Source organism: Arthrobacter sp. PM3, assembly GCF_003352915.1.
Taxonomy (GTDB): Bacteria; Actinomycetota; Actinomycetes; order Actinomycetales; family Micrococcaceae; genus Arthrobacter.
In genome coordinates this window covers 4,216,595-4,235,542 of record NZ_CP022314.1, presented here as the reverse complement: position 1 = coordinate 4,235,542, position 18,948 = coordinate 4,216,595, and the positions used below count along the sequence as shown (strand labels likewise).

Genomic DNA, 18,948 nt, shown 5'->3' with positions numbered 1-18,948 from the left:
CCCGCCGGGACCTGTTGGAGGGCCCTGACGGAACGGCAGGACCGGCCGTTAGAATGCATCAACCCTGCAATGCCGCGACCTTAGTCGAAGGACTGAGACACGGTAGCGACCAATAACTGAAAACCAGCAGTAGACGACCAGCTATGAGGTACCGAGTTTGTCCCGTCCCGCCAGCACTGTCCCGCCCGGAAGACCCCAGACACGACGCGGCGCCCTGACGCCGACGCTGATCATCGTGGCCCTGATCGTGGTCGGATTCATCTTCTTCGCCAACGTCTGGACGGATGTCCTCTGGTACCAGCAGTTGGGCTTCTTCGAAGTGTTCATGACCGAGAACGTGGCCAGGATCGTGATCTTCCTGGTCGGTTTCGCGATCATGTTTGCCGCCGTGTTCTTTGCCATCAGGATCGCCTACCACGCCCGGCCGGTGTACGCCCCTGATTCGGAGGTCCGGGACAACCTGAACCGGTACCAGGTCCAGCTCGAGCCCATCCGGCGGGTCGTGATGGTGGGTGTCCCCATCCTGTTTGGCCTGTTCGCCGGCAGCGCCGCCGCCAGCCAGTGGCAGAAGGTCCTGCTGTTCCTGAACCAGGAGCCGTTCGGACAGAATGATCCGCAGTTCGGCCTGGACATCAGTTTCTACCTCATGACGCTGCCTTTCCTCGGCTTCGTCACCGGGTTCCTCATCAGTGTCACGGTGGTGGCGGGCCTGGCGGGCATCCTCACCCACTACCTCTACGGCAGCATCCGGATCATGGAACGCGGGATCTTCACCAGCCGCGCCGCGCAGATCCACCTCGCGGTCACGGGCGCCGCGTTCCTCGTGCTGCTGGGCATCAACTTCTGGCTGGACAGGTACGCCACCGTACAGAACAACAACGGCCGCTGGGCCGGTGCGCTCTACACGGACGTGAACGCCGTCATTCCCACCAAGGCCATCCTGGCCGTGGCCGCAGTCATCGTGGCCGTCCTTTTCGTCGTCGCCGCCATCATCGGCAAGTGGCGCCTTCCGGTGATCGGCACGGCCATGCTGGTGATCACGGCCATCCTCGCCGGCGGCGTCTACCCGTGGGTCATCCAGCAGTTCCAGGTCCGCCCGTCGGAGCAGACGTTGGAGAACCAGTACATCCAGCGCAACATCGCCATGACCCGTGCCGCCTACGGCCTGGATAAGGTCCAGGAAACCCGGTACAACGCCACCACCAACGCCACCACCGGCGCCCTGGCCCCCGACCAGCAGACCACCGCAAACATCCGCCTGCTGGATCCGAACCTGATCTCGGATGCGTTCTCCCAGCTTGAGCAGTACCGGCCCTACTACCAGTTCCCCAAGGCACTGAATGTGGACCGTTACCAGATCGACGGCAAGACCCAGGACACGGTCATCGCCGTCCGTGAACTCAACCCTGACGGTCTGGCCACGAACCAGCAATCCTGGCTGAACCGGCACGTCGTTTACACGCACGGCTACGGCGTCGTCGCGGCCAAGGGCAACACGTTCACCGTGGACGGCAAGCCGGACTTCCTGCAGGCGGGCATCCCGTCCACCGGCGCGCTCGGCAACGATTCGACCTACCAGCCGCGCATCTACTTCGGCGAGAACTCACCGGACTACTCGATCGTCGGTGCGCCGGCCGGCGCACCGCACCGCGAGCAGGACCGGCCCGCGGCCAAGGAAGGCGACGGCGAAACGCAGTACACCTTCACCGGCAACGGCGGCCCGAACGTCGGCAGCTTCTTCAACAAGATCCTTTACTCGATCAAGTTCCAGTCCTCGGACATGCTGCTCTCCGACGGCGTGAACGCCGAGTCGCAGATCCTGTACGACCGCAACCCGCGGGACCGCGTCGAGAAGGTTGCCCCGTACCTGACGGTCGACGGCAATGCCTACCCCGCCGTCGTCGACGGGCGGGTGAAGTGGATCGTGGACGGTTACACCACGAGCCCGTACTTCCCGTACTCCCAGCAGGAGCAGCTGTCCGCCGCCACGGCCGACTCGCAGACCGCCGCGAACCGGACGGTCGCCCTGCCGAACAGTTCGGTCAACTACATCCGCAACTCGGTCAAGGCCACGGTGGATGCCTATGACGGCTCCGTGACGCTGTATGCCTGGGATGACCAGGACCCCGTCCTGAAGGCGTGGCAGAAGGTCTTCCCGACCTCGCTCAAGCCCTACTCGGAGATGTCGGGTGCGCTCATGAGCCACGTCCGGTACCCGGAAGACCTGTTCAAGGTCCAGCGCGAACTCCTGGGCCGGTACCACGTGACCAACCCGGACAGCTTCTACACGAACATTGACGCGTGGTCCGTGCCCAACGACCCCACCGTCCAGGACGAGGTCAAGCAGCCGCCGTACTACATGTCGCTGAAGATGCCGGACCAGGACAAGCCGGCGTTCCAGCTGACGTCCTCGTTCATCCCGCAGGTGGTCAACGGCAACGCCCGCAACGTGCTCTACGGCTACCTGGCCGCCGATTCCGACGCCGGCAACCAGAAGGGCGTCAAGGCCGAAAGCTACGGCCAGCTCCGGCTCCTGCAGATCCCGCCGGAAACCCAGGTGCCCGGCCCCGGCCAGGCACAGAACAAGTTCAACTCAGACCCCACCGTGTCGCAGGCCCTGAACCTGCTGCGGCAGGGCGCCTCGGCGGTGCTCAACGGCAACCTCCTGACCCTGCCGGTCGGCGGCGGCATGGTGTACGTCCAGCCCGTCTATCTGCGCTCCACGGGTGAGACCTCGTACCCGACGCTGCAGCGGGTCCTCGTGGCGTTCGGCGACAAGATCGGCTTCGCGCCCACCCTGAACGAGGCCCTGAACCAGCTGTTCGGCGGCAACTCCGGGGCTGCGGCAGGAGACTCGGGGAACAAGGGGCAAACACCCGCCACCCCCGGCGGCCAAGCGCCGGCTCCCGGAACCACGGATGCCAAGGCGCAACTGAAGGCCGCACTCGACGAGGCCAACGCCGCGATCAAGGCCGGCCAGGACGCGCTCGCCAAGGGTGACTTCGCGACCTACGGCGAGCAGCAGAAGAAGCTCGCCGCAGCATTGCAGAAGGCCCTGGAGGCCGAGGCGAAGCTGGAAGTGGCGTCCGCGCCGGCTCCGGCAGCCACCGCGGCTCCCACGGCGTCGCCCAGTCCGTCGGCTACCGCCGGCAGCTGATGCACCCGCAGTAACGGACACCGGCGCCCAATCGCCGGACACCGGCCGGGCTTGACCTCCACGGAGGTTGGGCCCGGCCGGTGCCATTTCCGGACGGTCTCACCGGCGGCGGGGCGGGGGAGATGCACATCACGTCACCTCGATTTGGCCTGAAGTTCACCGGCAGGTAGAGTTGTTTGTGCGACGCGGGGTGGAGCAGTTCGGTAGCTCGCTGGGCTCATAACCCAGAGGTCACAGGTTCAAATCCTGTCCCCGCAACTGAAGCGAAGGTCCGGAACACTGGAAATAGTGTTCCGGACCTTCTGCTTTAAGTGCGTCCCGCGGGCAAGGAGCGCGGCCGCCACCCTGGGCCGGCGGCAGAATCGTCGGAAAACCAGGGTGGTCATGGGGCGGTCAAAAGTAGGGTATTGTTGATCGAGCGACGCGGGGTGGAGCAGTTCGGTAGCTCGCTGGGCTCATAACCCAGAGGTCACAGGTTCAAATCCTGTCCCCGCAACCAGTAAGCGCCAGCGGTGCTCGCAAAGGCCCGGATCTGATGATCCGGGCCTTTGCCGTTCCATGAGACTTGGCGCTCCCCGGGCGGGCGGGGCTGCCCTCAGGCGTCCTTGAGTCGCTGGTAGGCTGCCAGGGCCCGGGCACGGGTCTCGGCGAGGTCCACGATTGGCGCCGGATAGCCGGAGGCGTCCCCGTTGGCCTTCCACGGCTCGTGGACGGACTTGTCGTCCAGGGCGGCGAGCTCCGGAATGTAGCCGCGCAGGTAGCGTCCCGGGGCGTCGAACTTCTTGCTTTGGGTGACCGGGTTGAAGATCCGGAAATAGGGGGATGCGTCGGCCCCGGACCCCGCGACCCACTGCCAGTTGGCCGGGTTGCTGGCGGCATCGGCGTCCACCAGTGTGTCCCAGAACCATGCCTCGCCCAGCCGCCAGTCGGCCAGCAGGTTCTTCACCAGGAACGATGCCGCCGCCATCCGCACGCGGTTGTGCATCCAGCCCGTCTGCCAGAGCTGGCGCATGCCGGCGTCCACCAGCGGGTAGCCCGTGCGGCCCTGCTGCCAGGCCTCCAGTTCGGCTTTCGACGGCGGCTGCCACTGGAACCGGTCGAACTCGTGCCGGTAGTTCTGCGTGGCCAGGTCCGGGTTCTCATAGAGCAGCTGCCAGCAGAACTCCCGCCAGCCGAGTTCGGAACGGAAGATCCCGACGTCGGCCGGTATGCGCGGCCCGAAGTGGTCCAGTAGCGTGTGCCAGATCCGGAAGGGACTGATTTCGCCGAAGCGCAGATGGGGTGAGAGCCGGCTGGTGCCTTCCACCCCCGGGATGTCGCGCCCGGTGCCGTACTCGGCGGCCGGTCCGTCCACGAAATCCGCCAGCCGGCTGTGGGCGCCGCCTTCACCCGGTGTCCAGGTGGCCGCCAAGCCGGTGCTCCAGTCGGGACGGCGGGGGAGTAATCCCCAGCCGTCGAGGGAGTCGCTCGACGGCAAGGTTCCGTGGCCGGTGCGGGCCGGGCCAGGGAGCCGCTCCGGAGCGGGCTGGGGCTGGCGGGGCTCGGCGCCGGCCAGGCAGGCCTTCCAGAACGGGGTGAAGACCTTGTAGGGCCCCCCGCCGCCGGTGCGAACCGTCCAGGGTTCGAACAAGAGGTTGGCCTGGAAGCTCCCCGCGTTGATGCCCTCGCTGGCCGCCCAGCTTTTCAGGCCGGCATCCACCGCCCGTTCGGGTGCGCCATAGCGGCGGTTCCACACCAGGGTGTTGGCGGACGTCTCCGCGGCGAGCTCGCGGATGATCGGGGCGGCCGGTCCGCGCCGGAGCACCAGACGCGAGCCTACGGCTTCGAGGCTGGCGGCAAGCCCGGTGAGGGAATGGTGGAGCCACCACTTCACGGCACCGCCCAGGGGCCGGATGCCGGGCGACTCCTCGTCGAGGATGTAGACAACGGTCAGGGGGGTGCCGAGGGCGGCGGCCTCCGTCAGGGCAGGATTGTCATCCAGCCGGAGGTCGTCGCGGAGCCAAACAATGGTCGCAGACATGGACCCACGCTACACGCGTCGGATCCCGGTACAGCGCGAAAGGGGGCAACCGCGCCGGGCGGGCCTGCGGTCCCAGGCCCGCCCGGCGGACAGCTTAGAGCTTGTCGAAGTCGGCCTCGTCCACTGTGGAGCCGGCGGCGGCGCGGTCTCCGGTGCCGATGGCCGCGGGGCCGCTGCCCGACTTCAGCGCGGCGAGCCGGGCCTCGATTTCGGTCTGTTCGCCGAGGTCCTCGAGCGCGTTGAACTGGGCGTCCAAGCTGGAGGCGGCAAGTTCCTGCTGGCCCCTGACCTTGGCCTCCTCGCGGCGGATCTTCTCTTCGAAGCGGCCCACCTCGGAGGTGGGGTCCATGATGTTGATGCTCTTGAGGGCGTCGTGGACCTGGCTCTGCGCCGCCGCGGTCTTGGACCGGGCTACCAGCTCGTTGCGCTTGCTGGTCAGTTCATTGAGCTTGCCCTTCATCTGGTCAAGGCCCTGCTTGAGCTTGTCCACCACCTCGGACTGGGACGCGATGCCCGGCTCGGCGGCCTTGGCCTCGTTTTCCGAGGCGATCTGGCGCTGCAGGGCCACCTTGGCGAGGTTGTCGAACTTCTCGGCGTCGCCGATATCGCCCTTGGCCCGGTATTCGTCGGCTTTCCGGGACGCCGCGAGGGCCTTGTTGCCCCAGTCCTGGGCATTGCGGACGTCCTCGTTATAGTCATCCTGGAGCATACGCAGGTTGCCGATGGTCTGGGCGACGGCGGATTCGGCCTCCGCGATGTTGTTCGTGTAGTCACGGACCATCTGGTCCAGCATCTTCTGCGGATCCTCGGCCTGGTCCAACAACGAGTTGATGTTGGCCTTCGCCAGCTGTGCCATACGGCCGAAGATGGACTGCTTAACCATGGTTTTACCTTTCGTCCTGCTCAATTGTCATGCTCAGTTGTCCTGCTCACTTGCCTCACTGCCTCCAGTGAACAGATGTAAAGCTTCAGGTGCTAGAAACTGCCGGAGTCACCGCCGCCAAAATCGCCGCCTCCGCCGAACTCGCCGCCGCCCCAGCCACCGCCGGAGTCACCGCCGCCCCAGCCACCGCCGCCACCGCCGCCCCAGCCGCCGCCGCCACCGCCGTGAAGGATCGAGTTGATGAGGATGCCACCGAGGATCGCTCCGCCCAATCCTCCGCCGCCGCTGCCACCGAACATCCCGCCGCGGCCATAGCCCTGACTGGCGTAGCCGCCGAAGTGGTCAACGTCGGACTGGGCCAGCTGTGCGGCCTGCGTCGCAAGCGCATAGGCCTGCTGGGCGTACTGGAGCGCCGTCACCGGGTCGTTGCGGGAGATGGAGAGTGCGTAGTCCAGATTCCGCTGGGCCTCCGCCAGGCGGGTGCGGGCCTCGGTGCCGACCCCGCCGCGGCGGGCGGTGATGTAGTCCGATGTCGCGCTGATCTGGGCCTGGGCCGACATGATGCTCTGCTGCAGCGAGGCCTGGGCCCGGCGCACCTGCTCCTGCTGGTCGCGGATTCCGCCGAGGGCCTGATCGAGGGTCTGGTGTGCCGTTTCCACCTGCTTCAGCGTGGCGATCGGATCGATCTTGCCGCTCTGGATTTGGGCCTTGACCTGTGCCAGCGCGGCCTCCACGGCGGCCACCGGGCCGGAAAGTTCCGGGTGGGCGCCGGACTGGATCATGGCCTTCGCCTGGGCAAGGTCCTGGGCGGTGTCGACGACGGCGGCCTCCAGGCTGCTGCGTGCCTCGCCGAGGCTGCTGGCCACCTTGGTGATGGCGCCGATCAGGACGTTGGTCTGGTGCAGGCTCTCCTCCGCGGCGCGCACGGCGACGGCGGCGAGGCTGTTTTCACCCGCCGCGAGCTTTTCCTGCGCCGCGGCGGAGGCGTTTTGGACGAAGTCGAGGCGTTCCTTGGCCTGGTTGATGTTGTCCGCCACCTGGACCAGGGCGCTCTCGGCGTACTTGGCGCGCAGCTCGGTCAGCGACTGTTCCGCGCTGGCAATCTTTTCCCGGGCCTCGGCGGCACCGGTACCGACCGCGGCGAGGGCCTGCGGGGCGTTTTTCTCCAGTTCGCGCAGCGAATCGAAGTCGGCTTTCTGCTCCTGCAGCGACGCCAGGGCGGCTTCGGAACGGCGGATGATTTCGCCGAGCCAGCTGCGCTGCTGCTCCTCGGTGTCGGGAATGTGGTCGTCGAGCTGCTGCTGCAGCTTGAACGACTCCGTCATGTGCCCCTTCGCCTCTTGCAGTGCCTTGGTGAAGTTGCCCACCGCGGAGTCGCCGTACTGGGCCTGGGCGAATCCAAGTTCCTGTTCGCTGGACTTGATGGCGTCATCGGCTTCGATCAGCAGGGAGTCACTCTTCCGGCGCAGCTCGGCGACGCTGAGGCCTGCCAGCGGATCCGGCGCGCCGCCCTGGGACCCGGCGGTGCCCCCGGCGCCCTGGGCCGCCTTCTTGCGGCGGCTGCGCAGGTACAGGTACGTGCCCGCACCGCCCACGGCCACGACGCCGACTCCCACCAGGACGGCGCTGCCCGCGCCGCCGCCGGACTGGACGGCGCCGCTGCCGCCGGCGGCAGCATCGCCCACCGCAGTCGCGGTATCAATGGCCGCCTGCGCGAAGTCGCGCTTGCCTCCGGCCAGGTTGGGCACGATCGCGTTTTGCACGATGTTTGAGGTCTTGGGGTAGATGGCGCTGGTCGAATAGGGGGAGAAGTAGTAGTGGCCGTCATCGGACATCGTGAGGATGACGTCGGCCTTGCCCATGCCCTTGTTCTTTGCGACGGCCTGGGCCCACGCCTTGGGATCGGTCGGGTTCTCGAACGTCTTGGCCGTGATGACGTACAGGTTGTACTTGTGGTCCTTCAGGAGCTGCTGGATCGCGTCCTGGACTTCGCCCTTGCGGCTGCCGAGCACGTTCGCGTCGTCCACGATGTTCTGCCCGGACGGGATGGTCACCGGATCTTCGGCCAGGGCCGGGGCGGCGGGAAGCGCCAGTAATCCGGCCACGCCAAGGACGGCGAGGAAACGATTCAACTTAGACCGCATGTGCAACCCTTCAGCACTTCTGGGACCGGTTCGGTCGAACCAGCCGTCACAGAATGCAGCAGCGCCCCCACGCAGATGTAAAGCCGCAGGTCGCTGTGGCAATTCCATTTGATTCTATGGTGCACCCAAATGGCCGTCCACCGACGGGAATATGCCACCAGCGAAACGCGCTTAAGCAGGTTAACCGTGCAGGAATACAGCCCTGCCGGCCGCCGACTATCCATTCAGGAACCTCCCAGCAAATGTCCGCTCTAGTATCAGTCTGAGCGTCCATAGTTAGAGGCAGACGAGGATGAAAGGAAGTCTCATGACTGAGAACCCAGTGCCGGGTGCGTCACCTGAGCCGACACAACACCACCGGGAACCGGCGGGGCCCCAGGATAGCGCGCCGGCGCAGCCGAATGTCGCGGCGCAGCCTGATGTCGCCGCGCAGCCGCCTGTCACGCAGCCGACTGTCCCTGCGCAGCCCGCCCCGACGCCCGCGAACCCGACGCTCCGGCTGGACCGCCCCGAGGACGGTGCGCCGCGTCCGGTCTACTCCCAGTCCCAGCCTCCCCAGCTCCAGCCCTCACAGCCCCAGCCTTCACAGACCCAGCCCCAGCAGCCCGGACCCCACGCGTACGGTGCGCCCGCAGGAAACCAGCCGCACTACGGCTACGCCCCCTATGGCAACCAGCCGCCGGGACCGTCCTATGGTTCCGGCCAGAGCTTTTCCGGGCAGAGCTTCGCGAACGACCCGGCGCACGCCCCGAAGCGCAAGGCGGCGTTCGGCGTCCCGACCCTCGTGGCCAGCATCGTGGCGGCCGGCCTGATCGGCGGCGGCGTGGTTGCCGGCAGCAACGCGCTGCTGGCGGACCGTGCCTCGACCGCGTCCACGAGCACCTCGAGCCAGGCCGGTCCGGTGATCGTCAACAACAGGGAAGACGTCAACGCCATCTCAGCCGCCGCCCTCAAGGCTTCCCCCAGCGTTGTGACCATCAAAGCCACCAGCGGCAGCGACGGCGGCACCGGCAGCGGGATCATCCTGGACGCCGAGGGGCACGTGCTGACCAACACGCACGTGGTGACGCTCGACGGCAAGGCGGCCAATGCCACCGTGGAAGTCCGGACCCACGACGGCAAGGTCTACTCCGCGAAGATTGTCGGCACCGACCCCCTTTCCGACCTCGCCGTGATCAAGATTGACAACGCCTCCGGGCTGGTCCCGGCAACGCTGGGTGATTCCGGCAAGCTCAATGTCGGCGACACCGCCGTCGCTATCGGCTCGCCGCTCGGACTTACCGGCACTGTCACGGACGGCATCGTCTCCACCCTGAACCGGACCATCAGCGTGGCGTCCTCGGCCGCGCCTAAGGACGGTGCGGACAACTCCCAGGGCGGCGACCAGGGCTTCCAGTTCGCACCTCCCGGCGGCGGCCAGTCCCAGAGCACCGCAGACCAGGGGTCCATCTCGATCAATGTCATCCAGACGGATGCGGCCATCAACCCCGGCAACTCCGGCGGCGCGCTGGTGAACACGAAGGGTGAAATCATCGGCGTCAACGTCGCGATCGCCTCCGCCGGCGGCGATTCGGCCACCGGCAGCAGCAGCGGCAACATCGGCGTGGGCTTCAGCATCCCGATCAACAACGCCAAGCGCGTGGCCCAGGAGATCATCAACAACGGCAAGGCCACGCACGGGCAGTTCGGTGTCAGCGTCAAGGCCAAGACCGCCGGCTCGTCGGCTTCCGGGTTCTCCGTGGGCGCCGAGGTAGCGACGGTTGAGTCCGGCTCGGCCGCTGACAAGGCCGGCATCAAGGTCGGCGACGTCGTCACGAAGTTCCAGAACCTGACCATCAGCGATCCCAACCAGTTGACCGCTGCGGTGCGTGAACAGCCTGCCGGCGGCACGGTCAAGGTCACGGTGCTGCGCGGCGGCCAGGAGAAGGAAGTCGATGTGACCCTCGGCGCCGCAGCCGAACAGTAAGCACACCTCCCCTGGAGGCAGTGCAGTAGCAACAGCGCACCAGGCACAGGCAATGGCCGGGCAGCACCCGCGCGGTGCGGCCCGGCCATTGCCATGCTCTGCCATCGCCGCGCCCTGTCATTCCCGTGTCCGGCCCTGACACAGGCGTTAACCCAGGCGGCGCCGCGCCGCGGCTTTATGGTTAGCTAGGAACAGCCCGGCTGCCGGGCGTTCCGTTGCCATGACCCCGCCAGGGGCGGCTATCCACCCGCATGGAAGGCTGCTGTAGACACAGTGGAAGAGACTCTGAAAATCATTGTGCTGGTCAAGCACGTCCCGGATGCGCAGTTCGACCGGCACCTCACCGGTGCGGGAAACACCACGGACCGCTCCGAAAGCATTCTCTCCGAACTGGATGAATACGCCCTGGAGGCTGCGCTGCAGCTGATCGAGGCCCGCGGCGGGGAAGCGGCCGGCAACAAGGTCATTGCCCTGAGCATGGGCCCGGCCGGCGCCGTCAATGCGGTGAAGAAGTCCCTGCAGATCGGCGCCACCGAGGGCGTGCACCTCAGCGACGAGGCCCTTGCCGGGTCCGACGCCGCCGCAACGTCGCTGGCCCTGGCCGCTGCTATCCGCCACCTCGGCGCGGACGCCCCGGCCGACCTCATCCTCACGGGCATGGCCTCCACGGACGGCGAGACCTCCCTCGTCCCGGCACAGCTCGCCGAGCGCCTGGGCCTTCCGCAGGTGACCTTCGCGGCGTCGCTGGAGCTCGACGGCGGCCAGCTCACCGCGCGCCGCGACGGCGACACGCACTCCGATACCGTTGAGGCGCCGCTGCCGGCCGTCGTCTCGGTCACCGACCAGATCAACGACCCCCGCTACCCCAACTTCAAGGGCATCATGGCGGCCAAGAAGAAGACCATCACCACGCTCTCCCTGGCCGACATCGGCGTCGACGCGTCGCAGGTGGGCAGTGCCGGCTCCTGGACCGCCGTCGAGACCGCAGAGGTCCGTCCGCCCCGCACGGCCGGCACCATCATCACCGACGAAGGCGACGCCGGCATTCAGCTGGTCGAGTTCCTGGCCGCCCAGAAGCTGCTCTAAAGGGGAATATCCGAACATGGCAAAAGTACTCGTTTTCATCGACAACCCCGGCCAGGCGCTGAAGAAATCCAGCCTGGAGCTGCTCACGATCGCCCGGTCCCTGGGCGAATCCGTGGTCGCCGTCAACGGCGAACTGCACGACGACGTCGCCCGCACCCTGGGCGAATACGGCGCCCGGACGCTCTACCTGCCCTCGGCCGACGACCTCGACGACTACCTCGTGGGCCCGAAGGCGTCCTACCTGGCGGCCGCGGTGCACGCCTCCGCTGCGACCGTGGTCCTCGCCGAGAACTCCGCCGAAGGCAAGGAAATCGCCGCCCGGCTCGGCATCAAACTCGGCGCCGGCGTCATCACCGACGTCGTGGCCGTGGACCCGGACGGAACGGCGCACAAGTCTGTGTTGGCCGGGTCCTACACCACCACAGCGAAGGCCACGACGCCCGTCTCCGTGCTGACCGTGAAGCCCAACAGTGTCACGCCCGAGCCCGCGGCGCCCGCCGCGGCTCCGGACAGCGTCACCGTCGGGCTCCCGGCCGACGCCACCGCCGCCGCGGCCCGCGTCACGGCACGGAACGAAAAGCCCGCCAGCGGGCGCCCGGAGCTGACCGAGGCGCGGATCGTCGTGGCCGGCGGCCGCGGGGTGGACGGCAACTTCGGCCCCCTGGAAGACCTCGCCGACGCCCTGGGCGCGGCCATCGGCGCCTCGCGCGCCGCCACGGACGCCGGCTGGATCGGCCACGACGCGCAGATCGGGCAAACCGGCAAAACCGTCTCGCCGCAGCTCTACATCTCCGCGGGCATCTCCGGCGCCATCCAGCAGAAGGCCGGCATGCAGACGGCCAAGGTGATCGTCGCCGTGAACAAGGACGCCGAGTCACCGGTGTTCGAGATCGCGGACTTCGGTGTTGTGGGCGACCTCTTCCAGGTGCTGCCGCAGGCCACCGCGGAAATCAAGAAGCGCCAAGGCTGACCGATGAGCTCCACCGCCGCCCCGGCGCAAAGCCCGTTCGATCCGGAGACCTCCCGGATCGAGCGGGTGCTTTGTTTCACGGCCCACCCTGACGACATCGACTTCGGCGCCGCCGGCACGGTTGCGGCCTGGACCGCCGCCGGCGTCCAGGTCAGCTACTGCATCATGACCGACGGCGACGCCGGCGGCTTCGACCCCGAACAGCGCGACGAGATCGTGCGGCTGCGCACCGCGGAACAGGAGCGCGCCGCCGCCCTCGTCGGCGTCACGGACATCCACTACCTGCACCAGCGGGACGGCTATCTCGAAGCCTCGCACGAGGTGATGCGTGAGGTGGTGCGCCTGATCCGGCAGCTGCGGCCCGACGTCGTCCTGTCCATGCATCCGGAACGCAACTGGAACCGGATCCAGAAGAGCCACCCGGACCACCTGGCGGTGGGGGAGGCCGTGACCCGGGCCGTGTACCCGGCGCTGGAAAACCCGTTCGCGTACCCGGAACTGGCCGAGGCCGGGCTGGAAGCCTACAAGTTGCCCTGGCTGTGGCTCTTCGCCGGCCCCGAGGAGCGCGAAAACCACTTCGTGGACGTCACAGAGCATGTGGAGGGCAAGCTTGCCGCCATCCACATCCACGTCAGCCAGCATCCTGATGTCGACGCCATGGAGCGCACGGTCCGGGGCCTCATGCTCGCGACGGGGGAGCGCGCGGGGCTTCCCGCCGGACGCAGCGCGGAGGCCTTCCATGTCGTCACAGTCAACGGTCCGGGGACCATCGCCGGCTTTTAGTGTTGCCGCACACACTGCCGCTGCCATATGCTTGCCTCTGTTTAAATCATATTTATTTGATGAGAGGCAGACTTTGATGGCGAAGACTGCGCACCACCCCGTTCTCGTGGTCATGGGAGTCTCCGGCTCGGGCAAATCGACCGTCGCGGGGCTGCTGGCCGGCCGGCTGGGCTGGGATCTCGCCGAAGGCGACGACCTGCACCCCGAAGCCAATGTGGCCAAGATGCACGCCGGCGAGCCGCTGACCGACGAGGACCGTTGGCCCTGGCTGGAACGTATTGCCGACTGGATCCGGGCCCACACGGCGGCCGGAACGCCGGGAATCGTGACATGTTCGGCGCTGAAGAAGCGCTACCGGGACGTCCTGCGGGGAGAAGGCGTGGTCTTCGTCTTCCTCGAAGGATCGCGGGACAAGATCTCCGACCGCCTGGCCTCCCGCCACGGCCACTTCATGCCCCCGTCCCTGCTCGAATCCCAGTTCGAGGCGCTCGAAGCGCCCACGGCCGACGAAAACTTCATCTCCCTGTCCGTCTCCGCGCCGCCCGCGGAGGAAGCACAGGAAATCATCACCCGACTCAGCCTCGACGCCGCCAACGCCCGGCCCTGAGCCTCCCGCGTTCCGCCGTCCACCAAGGAAATTTTGTGACATCTCTTTTTGCAACGCAGCTTCCGGCTGCCGTTGACGCCGGCACCGGCGTTAACACCCAACTACTGCTCATTGCGGGCCTGGGCATCGTCCTGCTCGTGGTGCTGATCGCCAAGTTCAAGTTCCATCCCTTCCTGGCCCTGATCCTGGGCTCCGGATTTGTCGGCCTGGCCGCGGGCGTGGATCCGGCCAAGGTGATCGCCAACTTCGAGGACGGTGTGGGCGGCGTCCTGAAGGAAGTCGGCCTGCTGGTCGCCCTCGGCGCCATGCTGGGCAAACTGCTGGCTGACTCCGGCGGCGCCAACCGGGTGGTCGATACCCTCCTGGCCAAAGCGACCGGCAACAAGCTCGTCTGGTCCATCACGCTCGTTGCCGTGATCATCGGCCTGCCGATGTTTTTCGAAATCGGCCTCGTCCTGCTGCTGCCGGTTATCGTCCTGGTCACCCAGCGGTCGAAGATGCCGCTCATGCGCATCGCGATCCCGGCGCTGGCCGGCCTGTCCGTTTTGCACGGCCTGGTGCCGCCGCACCCGGGACCGCTGATCGCGATCAGCGCCGTCAAAGCCGATCTCGGCACCACCCTGGCGCTCGGCATCCTCGTTGCCGTCCCCACGGTGATCATCTGCGGCCCGCTCTTCTCCCGCCTGGCGGCCCGGTGGGTGCCTGTCGGCGCTCCCGCTGTCGCCGGCGGCGTCGACACCGTGCACGGCGCGGACCTGGAAGGCGTCAAGCGCCCGCCGAGCTTCCTCGTCACGCTGCTGACCATCCTGTTCCCGGTGGTGCTCATGCTGCTCAAGGCCGTCATGGACATCATCTGGCCCGACCCCAAGACGGCCCCGGCCATCCGGACCTTCTTCGACTTCGTCGGGCAGCCGCTGGTTGCCATGACCCTGGCCGTCCTGCTGGCCATGGTGACTTTCGGCTACGCCGTCGGGCTCAACGGAGCCCTGATCACCAAGAAGATCAGCGCCAGCCTCGGCCCGATCGCCGGAATCCTCCTGATCGTCGGCGCCGGCGGCGGCTTCAAGCAGACGCTGATCGGTGCGGGGGTGGGGGACTCCGTGAAGGCCTGGGCCGAGGGGACCAACATGTCCGTGCTGGTGCTCGGCTTCATCGTGGCGGTCGCCCTGCGCCTGGCCACAGGCTCGGCGACCGTCGCCACGGTGACGGCGGCCGGCATCGTGGCCCCGCTGGCCGGCTCGCTGTCACCGACGCACGCCGCACTGCTGGCCCTGGCCATCGGCGCCGGTTCCCTGTTCTTCTCGCACGTGAACGACGCCGGGTTCTGGCTCGTCAAGGAACTGTTCGGACTGACGGTGGGCCAGACGTTCAAGACGTGGTCCGTGATGGAGACGCTGATCTCGGTGGTGGGCTTCGGCCTGGTCATGCTGCTCTCGCTCGTCATTTAGCCGGACACCACGGTCCAGAGCCGCGGACAATGCACAAAGGCCGTCCGGGCCTTGGCCCCTTCAGCGGAAGGTGCCAAGGCCCGGACGGCTTTTCGTTGTCCTGCGCGGACCGGTTTCCCGCGGGCGCTGGAGGCGGTGCCCTACGCGCCGAGCGGCGCGGCGGCGACGGTGGGAAGGGTCGGCGACGCGGATCCGCCGGCCGGCTCCACGGTGATGCCCAGGGAGGAAGCAGAGCCGATGCCCTTGACGACCGCCGGCTTGGACAGGGCTTCAGCATCCATGAGGCCCTGCGACACCGGAGCCGAGCCGTCCTTGGGGATCAGCCACATCTGGTAGACCTTGCCCGCAGGCGGGGCCGGGACGCCGTTCATCTTGACGACGGCGGCGTCCTTGGACGGGGAAATCGTCACGGTGGCGGTGCCGCCGCCGTTGACATCGACGGTGGCCTGCCGGACGTCACCGGCCTGCATCACCTGGTTAAGCGGATCGTTCTGGTTGGCCACATAGGCGCCGACGCCGACGCCGCCAAGGGCGATCGCCGCCGCGGCGGCGACGCCGATAAGCCAGTTCCGCATGCCTTGCGGGCGGCGGCGTTCGTCCCGGCGCTTCCGGGCTTCACCAAGTTCGTCAGCGATCGGCATTTCCGTGGCGTCGCGCACCGGGCGTGGCACTGCCGGTGCCGCGGTTTGTGCCGCAGGATGTGCCGTCGCCTGTGCCGGCAGCGTGGCCAGGATCCGGTCCAGCAGCCCGGTCGGGGGCTCTTCCTCAGCGGTGAAGCTCGTGGCCAGGGTCTCCCGGGCCTGACGGACGCGCTTGTTGAACGCATCCCGGTCGGCGGCGGGTGCCGAGGCGAGGAAATGATCGATCGCGGCACGCTCGGCGTCGTCCAGGGCGTTGAGGGCGTAGATCTCGGCCAGGTCCACGACGCGGCCTGCGGCTAGGTCCGTGGCGATGTCTGCCGTGAAGCCGCCGGGGCGGCGGTTGCGGTCATGGTTGTTCATGTCGGTCAATTCAGCTCACCCCCAGGCAGGTCTTCAGTCGGATGAGTCCGTCGCGGATGCGGGACTTGATCGTGGGAACGGCGGCGTTGAGCCGCTCGGCCACTTCGCGGTAGGTCAGGCCGCCGTAGTATGCCAGCCGGACGGATTCCTGTTGCGTGTCGGTCAGTGTCTCCAGGCACCGGACCACAGCCTCGGCCTCGAGCCGGGTGCCCACCTCGTCCGCAACCGAATCGTGGTCGATCTCCTGGCTGCTGGCGCCGTACTTGGCTTCGCGGTCGGTGGCGGACTGGGACGACCGGACCTTGTCCACCGCGCGGCGGTGCGAGATCGTCATCAGCCAGGCGAGCGGGCTGCCGGCAGCGGCATCGAACTTGGCGGCGTTCTGCCACACCTGGAGGAAGACTTCCTGCGTGGTGTCCTCGCTCAGTTCGGTGTCGATCAGTACCCGGCGTGCCATGCCGAACACCCGCCGGGAAGTCAGCCCGTAGAATTCCGCGAAAGCTGCCTGGTCGCCCTGGGCAATCAGTTCCAGCAGGCTGCCCAGCCTGCTGTTGATGTCGGCGGACGTGCCGGCGGGTGCGGAGGCCTCGGGGTTCGGGGCGTTCGGAGTTTCCATTACCCCCAAGCATAAAGCGCCTGCGGGCGAAGGCGGACCAGCGATGCGCCGGCCCAAATGAAGTGTGCTCACCCGCCGTTCCTCGCTCCCTTCCGGTGGCCCGCTGTGGTGTGTTGCGGGGACGGCTGACCTGCCGTCTTCAGAAGTGATTCGGTGCGGCGGGCAGCGCGGATGGGCGGGACCTGCAGCAGGATGCCTGCCGCCGGCGGGCTACAGTTTGGCCCCGGCGAACCCGTTCTGGCGCCACGCCTCATAGACGGCAATGGAGGCGGCGTTGGCGAGGTTCAGTGACCGCAGGGCCGGCAGCATCGGCAGTCGGACGCGGGACGTCACCTCGGGGCGGTGCTTGATGTCCTCCGGCAGCCCCACGGATTCCGGACCGAACAACAGGACGTCGCGCGCCCGGTAGCGGATGTCCGTGTAGGTGGTTTCGCCGTCGGACGTGAAGGCAAAGACCCGCTCGGGCTGCAATGCCGCCCAGGCCGCGTCGAGGTCCTTGTGAACGGTCACGACGGCGAGGTCGTGGTAGTCGAGGCCGGCGCGCCGGAGCTTGGCATCGGAAAAATCAAAGCCCAGCGGCTCCACCAGATGCAGCTCGGCGCCCGTGATGGCGGCCAGCCTGATGGCATTGCCCGTATTGCCGGGAATTTCGGGGGTGTAGAAGAGGATGCGGAACACCGTCCCATCCTAGCGATCCGGCGTCGGGCCTAATGCATCCCGCGCAGCAGCCGGGCCAGCACGGGGACGTTGACGGTATTGGGGGCCGGGCCCGAGCCGAGGAACTGTTTGAGGCCGCGGGCCAGGCCCGCGGCATTGACCACCTCGACCAGCCCCGAGTTCTCCTCGTAGCCGCGGCCCTGGCCGCCGGGCAGGCGGCGGTGCCGGTCGATGACCGGCTGGTGCAGGTTGCCGTCCGTGCTGTGGACAACGATCCAGCCGGTCACATTGAGCTCGGGAAAGATATCCTGCATCCGGCGCACCACGTGCGCAAGCTGGGGCGGTGCGACCGAGCGCCCGCCGTGGGTCAGCGTGCTGCCGTTCCACGCGTACGCGCCGGGCGGCAGCAGCATGGAGCCGATGATCGCCAGCCGGTAGCCGGACAGGAGCGCGTGGTCGATGTGGCTGTTGTCCGCAGGCGACTGCAGACCGTTAATAAGGCGCGCCGCCGGAATCGCCGTCAGGATCTGCCTGCTGATCAGCTGCACGGTGCGCATCTCGCGCTGGATCCGCGCCTCGGCCCCGAAGATCCCGCGCTTGCGGGGCATCCCGTGGACCTGCTGGCGGGCCACATCCGCCGGAATCAGCGGCACCGCGGTCCCCGCACCGAACTGTTCGAAGGGCGGGACATAGACGGGCGCGTCCCCCGCGGTGCTCCGCGGCGTGTTCGGCCGGCGCACATTGGCCGACGCCCTGCTGCCCGCGGCCGGGGCATCGAAGTGCGCCCCCTCCTCCGCGGCCGGGGTCGCATAGGCGCCCGTCCCGCTGCCGTACGAGCGGTCGTAGTCCGCGCGCCGCTTCGCGTCGATGAGCGTTTCGTAGGCGAGGGTGACGCGCCGGAACGCGGCCGGATCGCCCCCGTGGTCCGGGTGGGCGAGCCGGGCCGCCTTCCGGTACGCGACCTTGATCTCCTTGTCCGTCGCCGTCACGGGGATCCTGAGGACCTGGTAGTGCGAGCTGCTGCCCTGCGTCAAACAGAAATCCTTTTCATCGGTGGTGCCGGCGCTGAACGTGCCGGGACCCTTCGCGAGCTCCGGCGTGGCCAGTTTAACCGGCTGGAGGATCAACGCGCGCGCGTACCGGGATGGTTCCCGGCTACGCCGCCCGGCGCGGTGACAGCCGGTTCAGGGCCAGCGCCGCCACGAGCAGTCCAAAGTCCCGCAGCGCCACGTCGTAGAAACCGCCCAGCACCATCAGGTTGATGATGATGCCCAGCAGCCACGCGGCCACGAGTGCCGAACCGAACCGGGGACGCACGGCCACCGCGATGCCGGCGAGGATTTCCACGACGCCGACGACATACATGATGGTCTGGGCCGGCAGCGGGACCACCGCGGTGGCCGCAGGGGCCAGGTACATGGTCCAGTCGGTCAGCAGATTGGTGAACTTGTCCAGGCCGAAGATGATCGGCGCGACGGTGAAGACGGTCCGCAGCAGCAGGAACGCCTGGCGGTGCGGGTCCGCCGCGAGAGGCCGTGCGGACGTGGCGGGGAATGGGGAGGTTTTCATATCGGACTCCTTCTAAAAATGGATATTCTGATTTTAGATCC

The 18,948-nt window shown here is 67.6% G+C and carries 15 protein-coding genes and 2 tRNA genes; 9 read left to right on the top strand and 8 right to left on the bottom strand.

Features of this window, described 5'->3' with window-relative positions; genetic code table 11:
- The first annotated feature begins 157 nt into the window (after nt 1-157).
- The 3 genes from CFN17_RS19240 (at nt 158) to CFN17_RS19230 (ending at nt 3,656) form a co-directional block, all read left to right on the top strand.
- Nucleotides 158-3,157: a UPF0182 family protein gene (locus tag CFN17_RS19240; protein WP_208749264.1), complete on the top strand. Its 3,000-nt coding sequence runs from the start codon at nt 158-160 to the stop codon at nt 3,155-3,157.
- Nucleotides 3,158-3,341: 184 nt separating this feature from the next.
- Nucleotides 3,342-3,415 (top strand) — tRNA-Met (locus tag CFN17_RS19235).
- Between the two features lie 164 nt (nt 3,416-3,579).
- A tRNA-Met gene (locus CFN17_RS19230) sits at nt 3,580-3,656 on the top strand.
- A gap of 96 nt (nt 3,657-3,752) precedes the next feature.
- Here the strand turns inward: CFN17_RS19230 and CFN17_RS19225 are convergent.
- From CFN17_RS19225 to CFN17_RS19215, 3 genes are all read right to left on the bottom strand, one after another.
- A complete protein-coding gene (locus CFN17_RS19225) occupies nt 3,753-5,177 on the bottom strand; it encodes a deoxyribodipyrimidine photo-lyase (protein WP_208749263.1) in 1,425 nt (474 codons plus the stop codon).
- Nucleotides 5,178-5,271: 94 nt separating this feature from the next.
- Nucleotides 5,272-6,060: a PspA/IM30 family protein gene (locus CFN17_RS19220; protein ID WP_208749262.1), complete on the bottom strand. Its 789-nt coding sequence runs from the start codon at nt 6,058-6,060 to the stop codon at nt 5,272-5,274.
- Nucleotides 6,061-6,152: 92 nt separating this feature from the next.
- Nucleotides 6,153-8,204, bottom strand: coding sequence for a TPM domain-containing protein (locus CFN17_RS19215; RefSeq protein ID WP_208749261.1), 2,052 nt, complete (start codon nt 8,202-8,204; stop codon nt 6,153-6,155).
- 307 nt (nt 8,205-8,511) lie between these two features.
- On the opposite strand from CFN17_RS19215, the gene CFN17_RS19210 reads away from it, so the two are divergent.
- The 6 genes from CFN17_RS19210 (at nt 8,512) to CFN17_RS19185 (ending at nt 15,064) form a co-directional block, all read left to right on the top strand.
- Nucleotides 8,512-10,170 carry a trypsin-like peptidase domain-containing protein gene (locus CFN17_RS19210; RefSeq protein WP_208749260.1) on the top strand — a complete coding sequence of 553 codons (1,659 nt, stop codon included), beginning with the start codon at nt 8,512-8,514 and terminating at the stop codon, nt 10,168-10,170.
- A 285-nt stretch (nt 10,171-10,455) separates the two neighbouring features.
- Nucleotides 10,456-11,256: an electron transfer flavoprotein subunit beta/FixA family protein gene (locus CFN17_RS19205; protein ID WP_208751598.1), complete on the top strand. Its 801-nt coding sequence runs from the start codon at nt 10,456-10,458 to the stop codon at nt 11,254-11,256.
- Nucleotides 11,257-11,272: 16 nt separating this feature from the next.
- Nucleotides 11,273-12,226, top strand: coding sequence for an electron transfer flavoprotein subunit alpha/FixB family protein (locus CFN17_RS19200; RefSeq protein WP_208749259.1), 954 nt, complete (start codon nt 11,273-11,275; stop codon nt 12,224-12,226).
- 3 nt (nt 12,227-12,229) lie between these two features.
- Nucleotides 12,230-13,009, top strand: coding sequence for a PIG-L deacetylase family protein (locus CFN17_RS19195; protein WP_208749258.1), 780 nt, complete (start codon nt 12,230-12,232; stop codon nt 13,007-13,009).
- Between the two features lie 76 nt (nt 13,010-13,085).
- Complete coding sequence (locus CFN17_RS19190) at nt 13,086-13,616, top strand: gluconokinase (RefSeq protein ID WP_208749257.1); 531 nt, start codon at nt 13,086-13,088, stop codon at nt 13,614-13,616.
- 35 nt (nt 13,617-13,651) lie between these two features.
- On the top strand, nt 13,652-15,064 hold the full coding sequence (locus tag CFN17_RS19185) for a gluconate:H+ symporter (protein WP_208749256.1): 1,413 nt from the start codon (nt 13,652-13,654) through the stop codon (nt 15,062-15,064).
- A gap of 140 nt (nt 15,065-15,204) precedes the next feature.
- On the opposite strand, the gene CFN17_RS19180 is transcribed toward CFN17_RS19185, so the two are convergent.
- The 5 genes from CFN17_RS19180 to CFN17_RS19160 all read right to left on the bottom strand — a co-directional run bounded on the left by CFN17_RS19180 (nt 15,205) and on the right by CFN17_RS19160 (nt 18,907).
- Nucleotides 15,205-16,065 carry an anti-sigma factor domain-containing protein gene (locus tag CFN17_RS19180; protein ID WP_208749255.1) on the bottom strand — a complete coding sequence of 287 codons (861 nt, stop codon included), beginning with the start codon at nt 16,063-16,065 and terminating at the stop codon, nt 15,205-15,207.
- Between the two features lie 10 nt (nt 16,066-16,075).
- On the bottom strand, nt 16,076-16,681 hold the full coding sequence (sigK, locus tag CFN17_RS19175; protein ID WP_222612644.1) for an ECF RNA polymerase sigma factor SigK: 606 nt from the start codon (nt 16,679-16,681) through the stop codon (nt 16,076-16,078).
- 210 nt (nt 16,682-16,891) lie between these two features.
- The gene (locus tag CFN17_RS19170) at nt 16,892-17,359 is read right to left on the bottom strand and encodes a tRNA (cytidine(34)-2'-O)-methyltransferase (protein ID WP_208749254.1); all 468 of its coding nucleotides are present in this window, start codon (nt 17,357-17,359) and stop codon (nt 16,892-16,894) included.
- A gap of 29 nt (nt 17,360-17,388) precedes the next feature.
- Nucleotides 17,389-18,372, bottom strand: a complete 984-nt coding sequence (locus CFN17_RS19165) for a J domain-containing protein (protein ID WP_208749253.1) — start codon at nt 18,370-18,372, stop codon at nt 17,389-17,391.
- 121 nt (nt 18,373-18,493) lie between these two features.
- The gene (locus CFN17_RS19160; RefSeq protein WP_208749252.1) at nt 18,494-18,907 is read right to left on the bottom strand and encodes a hypothetical protein; all 414 of its coding nucleotides are present in this window, start codon (nt 18,905-18,907) and stop codon (nt 18,494-18,496) included.
- Nucleotides 18,908-18,948 lie beyond the last annotated feature (41 nt).

Bases quoted from the DNA above. Each gene is read 5' to 3' on its own strand.
- CFN17_RS19225 (WP_208749263.1), bottom strand. From the start codon at position 5,177: ATGTCTGCGACCATTGTTTGGCTCCGCGACGACCTCCGGCTGGATGAC.
- CFN17_RS19220 (WP_208749262.1), bottom strand. From the start codon at position 6,060: ATGGTTAAGCAGTCCATCTTCGGCCGTATGGCACAGCTGGCGAAGGCC.
- CFN17_RS19215 (WP_208749261.1), bottom strand. From the start codon at position 8,204: ATGCGGTCTAAGTTGAATCGTTTCCTCGCCGTCCTTGGCGTGGCCGGA.
- CFN17_RS19210 (WP_208749260.1), top strand. From the start codon at position 8,512: ATGACTGAGAACCCAGTGCCGGGTGCGTCACCTGAGCCGACACAACAC.
- CFN17_RS19200 (WP_208749259.1), top strand. From the start codon at position 11,273: ATGGCAAAAGTACTCGTTTTCATCGACAACCCCGGCCAGGCGCTGAAG.
- CFN17_RS19195 (WP_208749258.1), top strand. From the start codon at position 12,230: ATGAGCTCCACCGCCGCCCCGGCGCAAAGCCCGTTCGATCCGGAGACC.
- CFN17_RS19190 (WP_208749257.1), top strand. From the start codon at position 13,086: ATGGCGAAGACTGCGCACCACCCCGTTCTCGTGGTCATGGGAGTCTCC.
- CFN17_RS19180 (WP_208749255.1), bottom strand. From the start codon at position 16,065: ATGAACAACCATGACCGCAACCGCCGCCCCGGCGGCTTCACGGCAGAC.
- sigK (WP_222612644.1), bottom strand. From the start codon at position 16,681: ATGGAAACTCCGAACGCCCCGAACCCCGAGGCCTCCGCACCCGCCGGC.
- CFN17_RS19160 (WP_208749252.1), bottom strand. From the start codon at position 18,907: ATGAAAACCTCCCCATTCCCCGCCACGTCCGCACGGCCTCTCGCGGCG.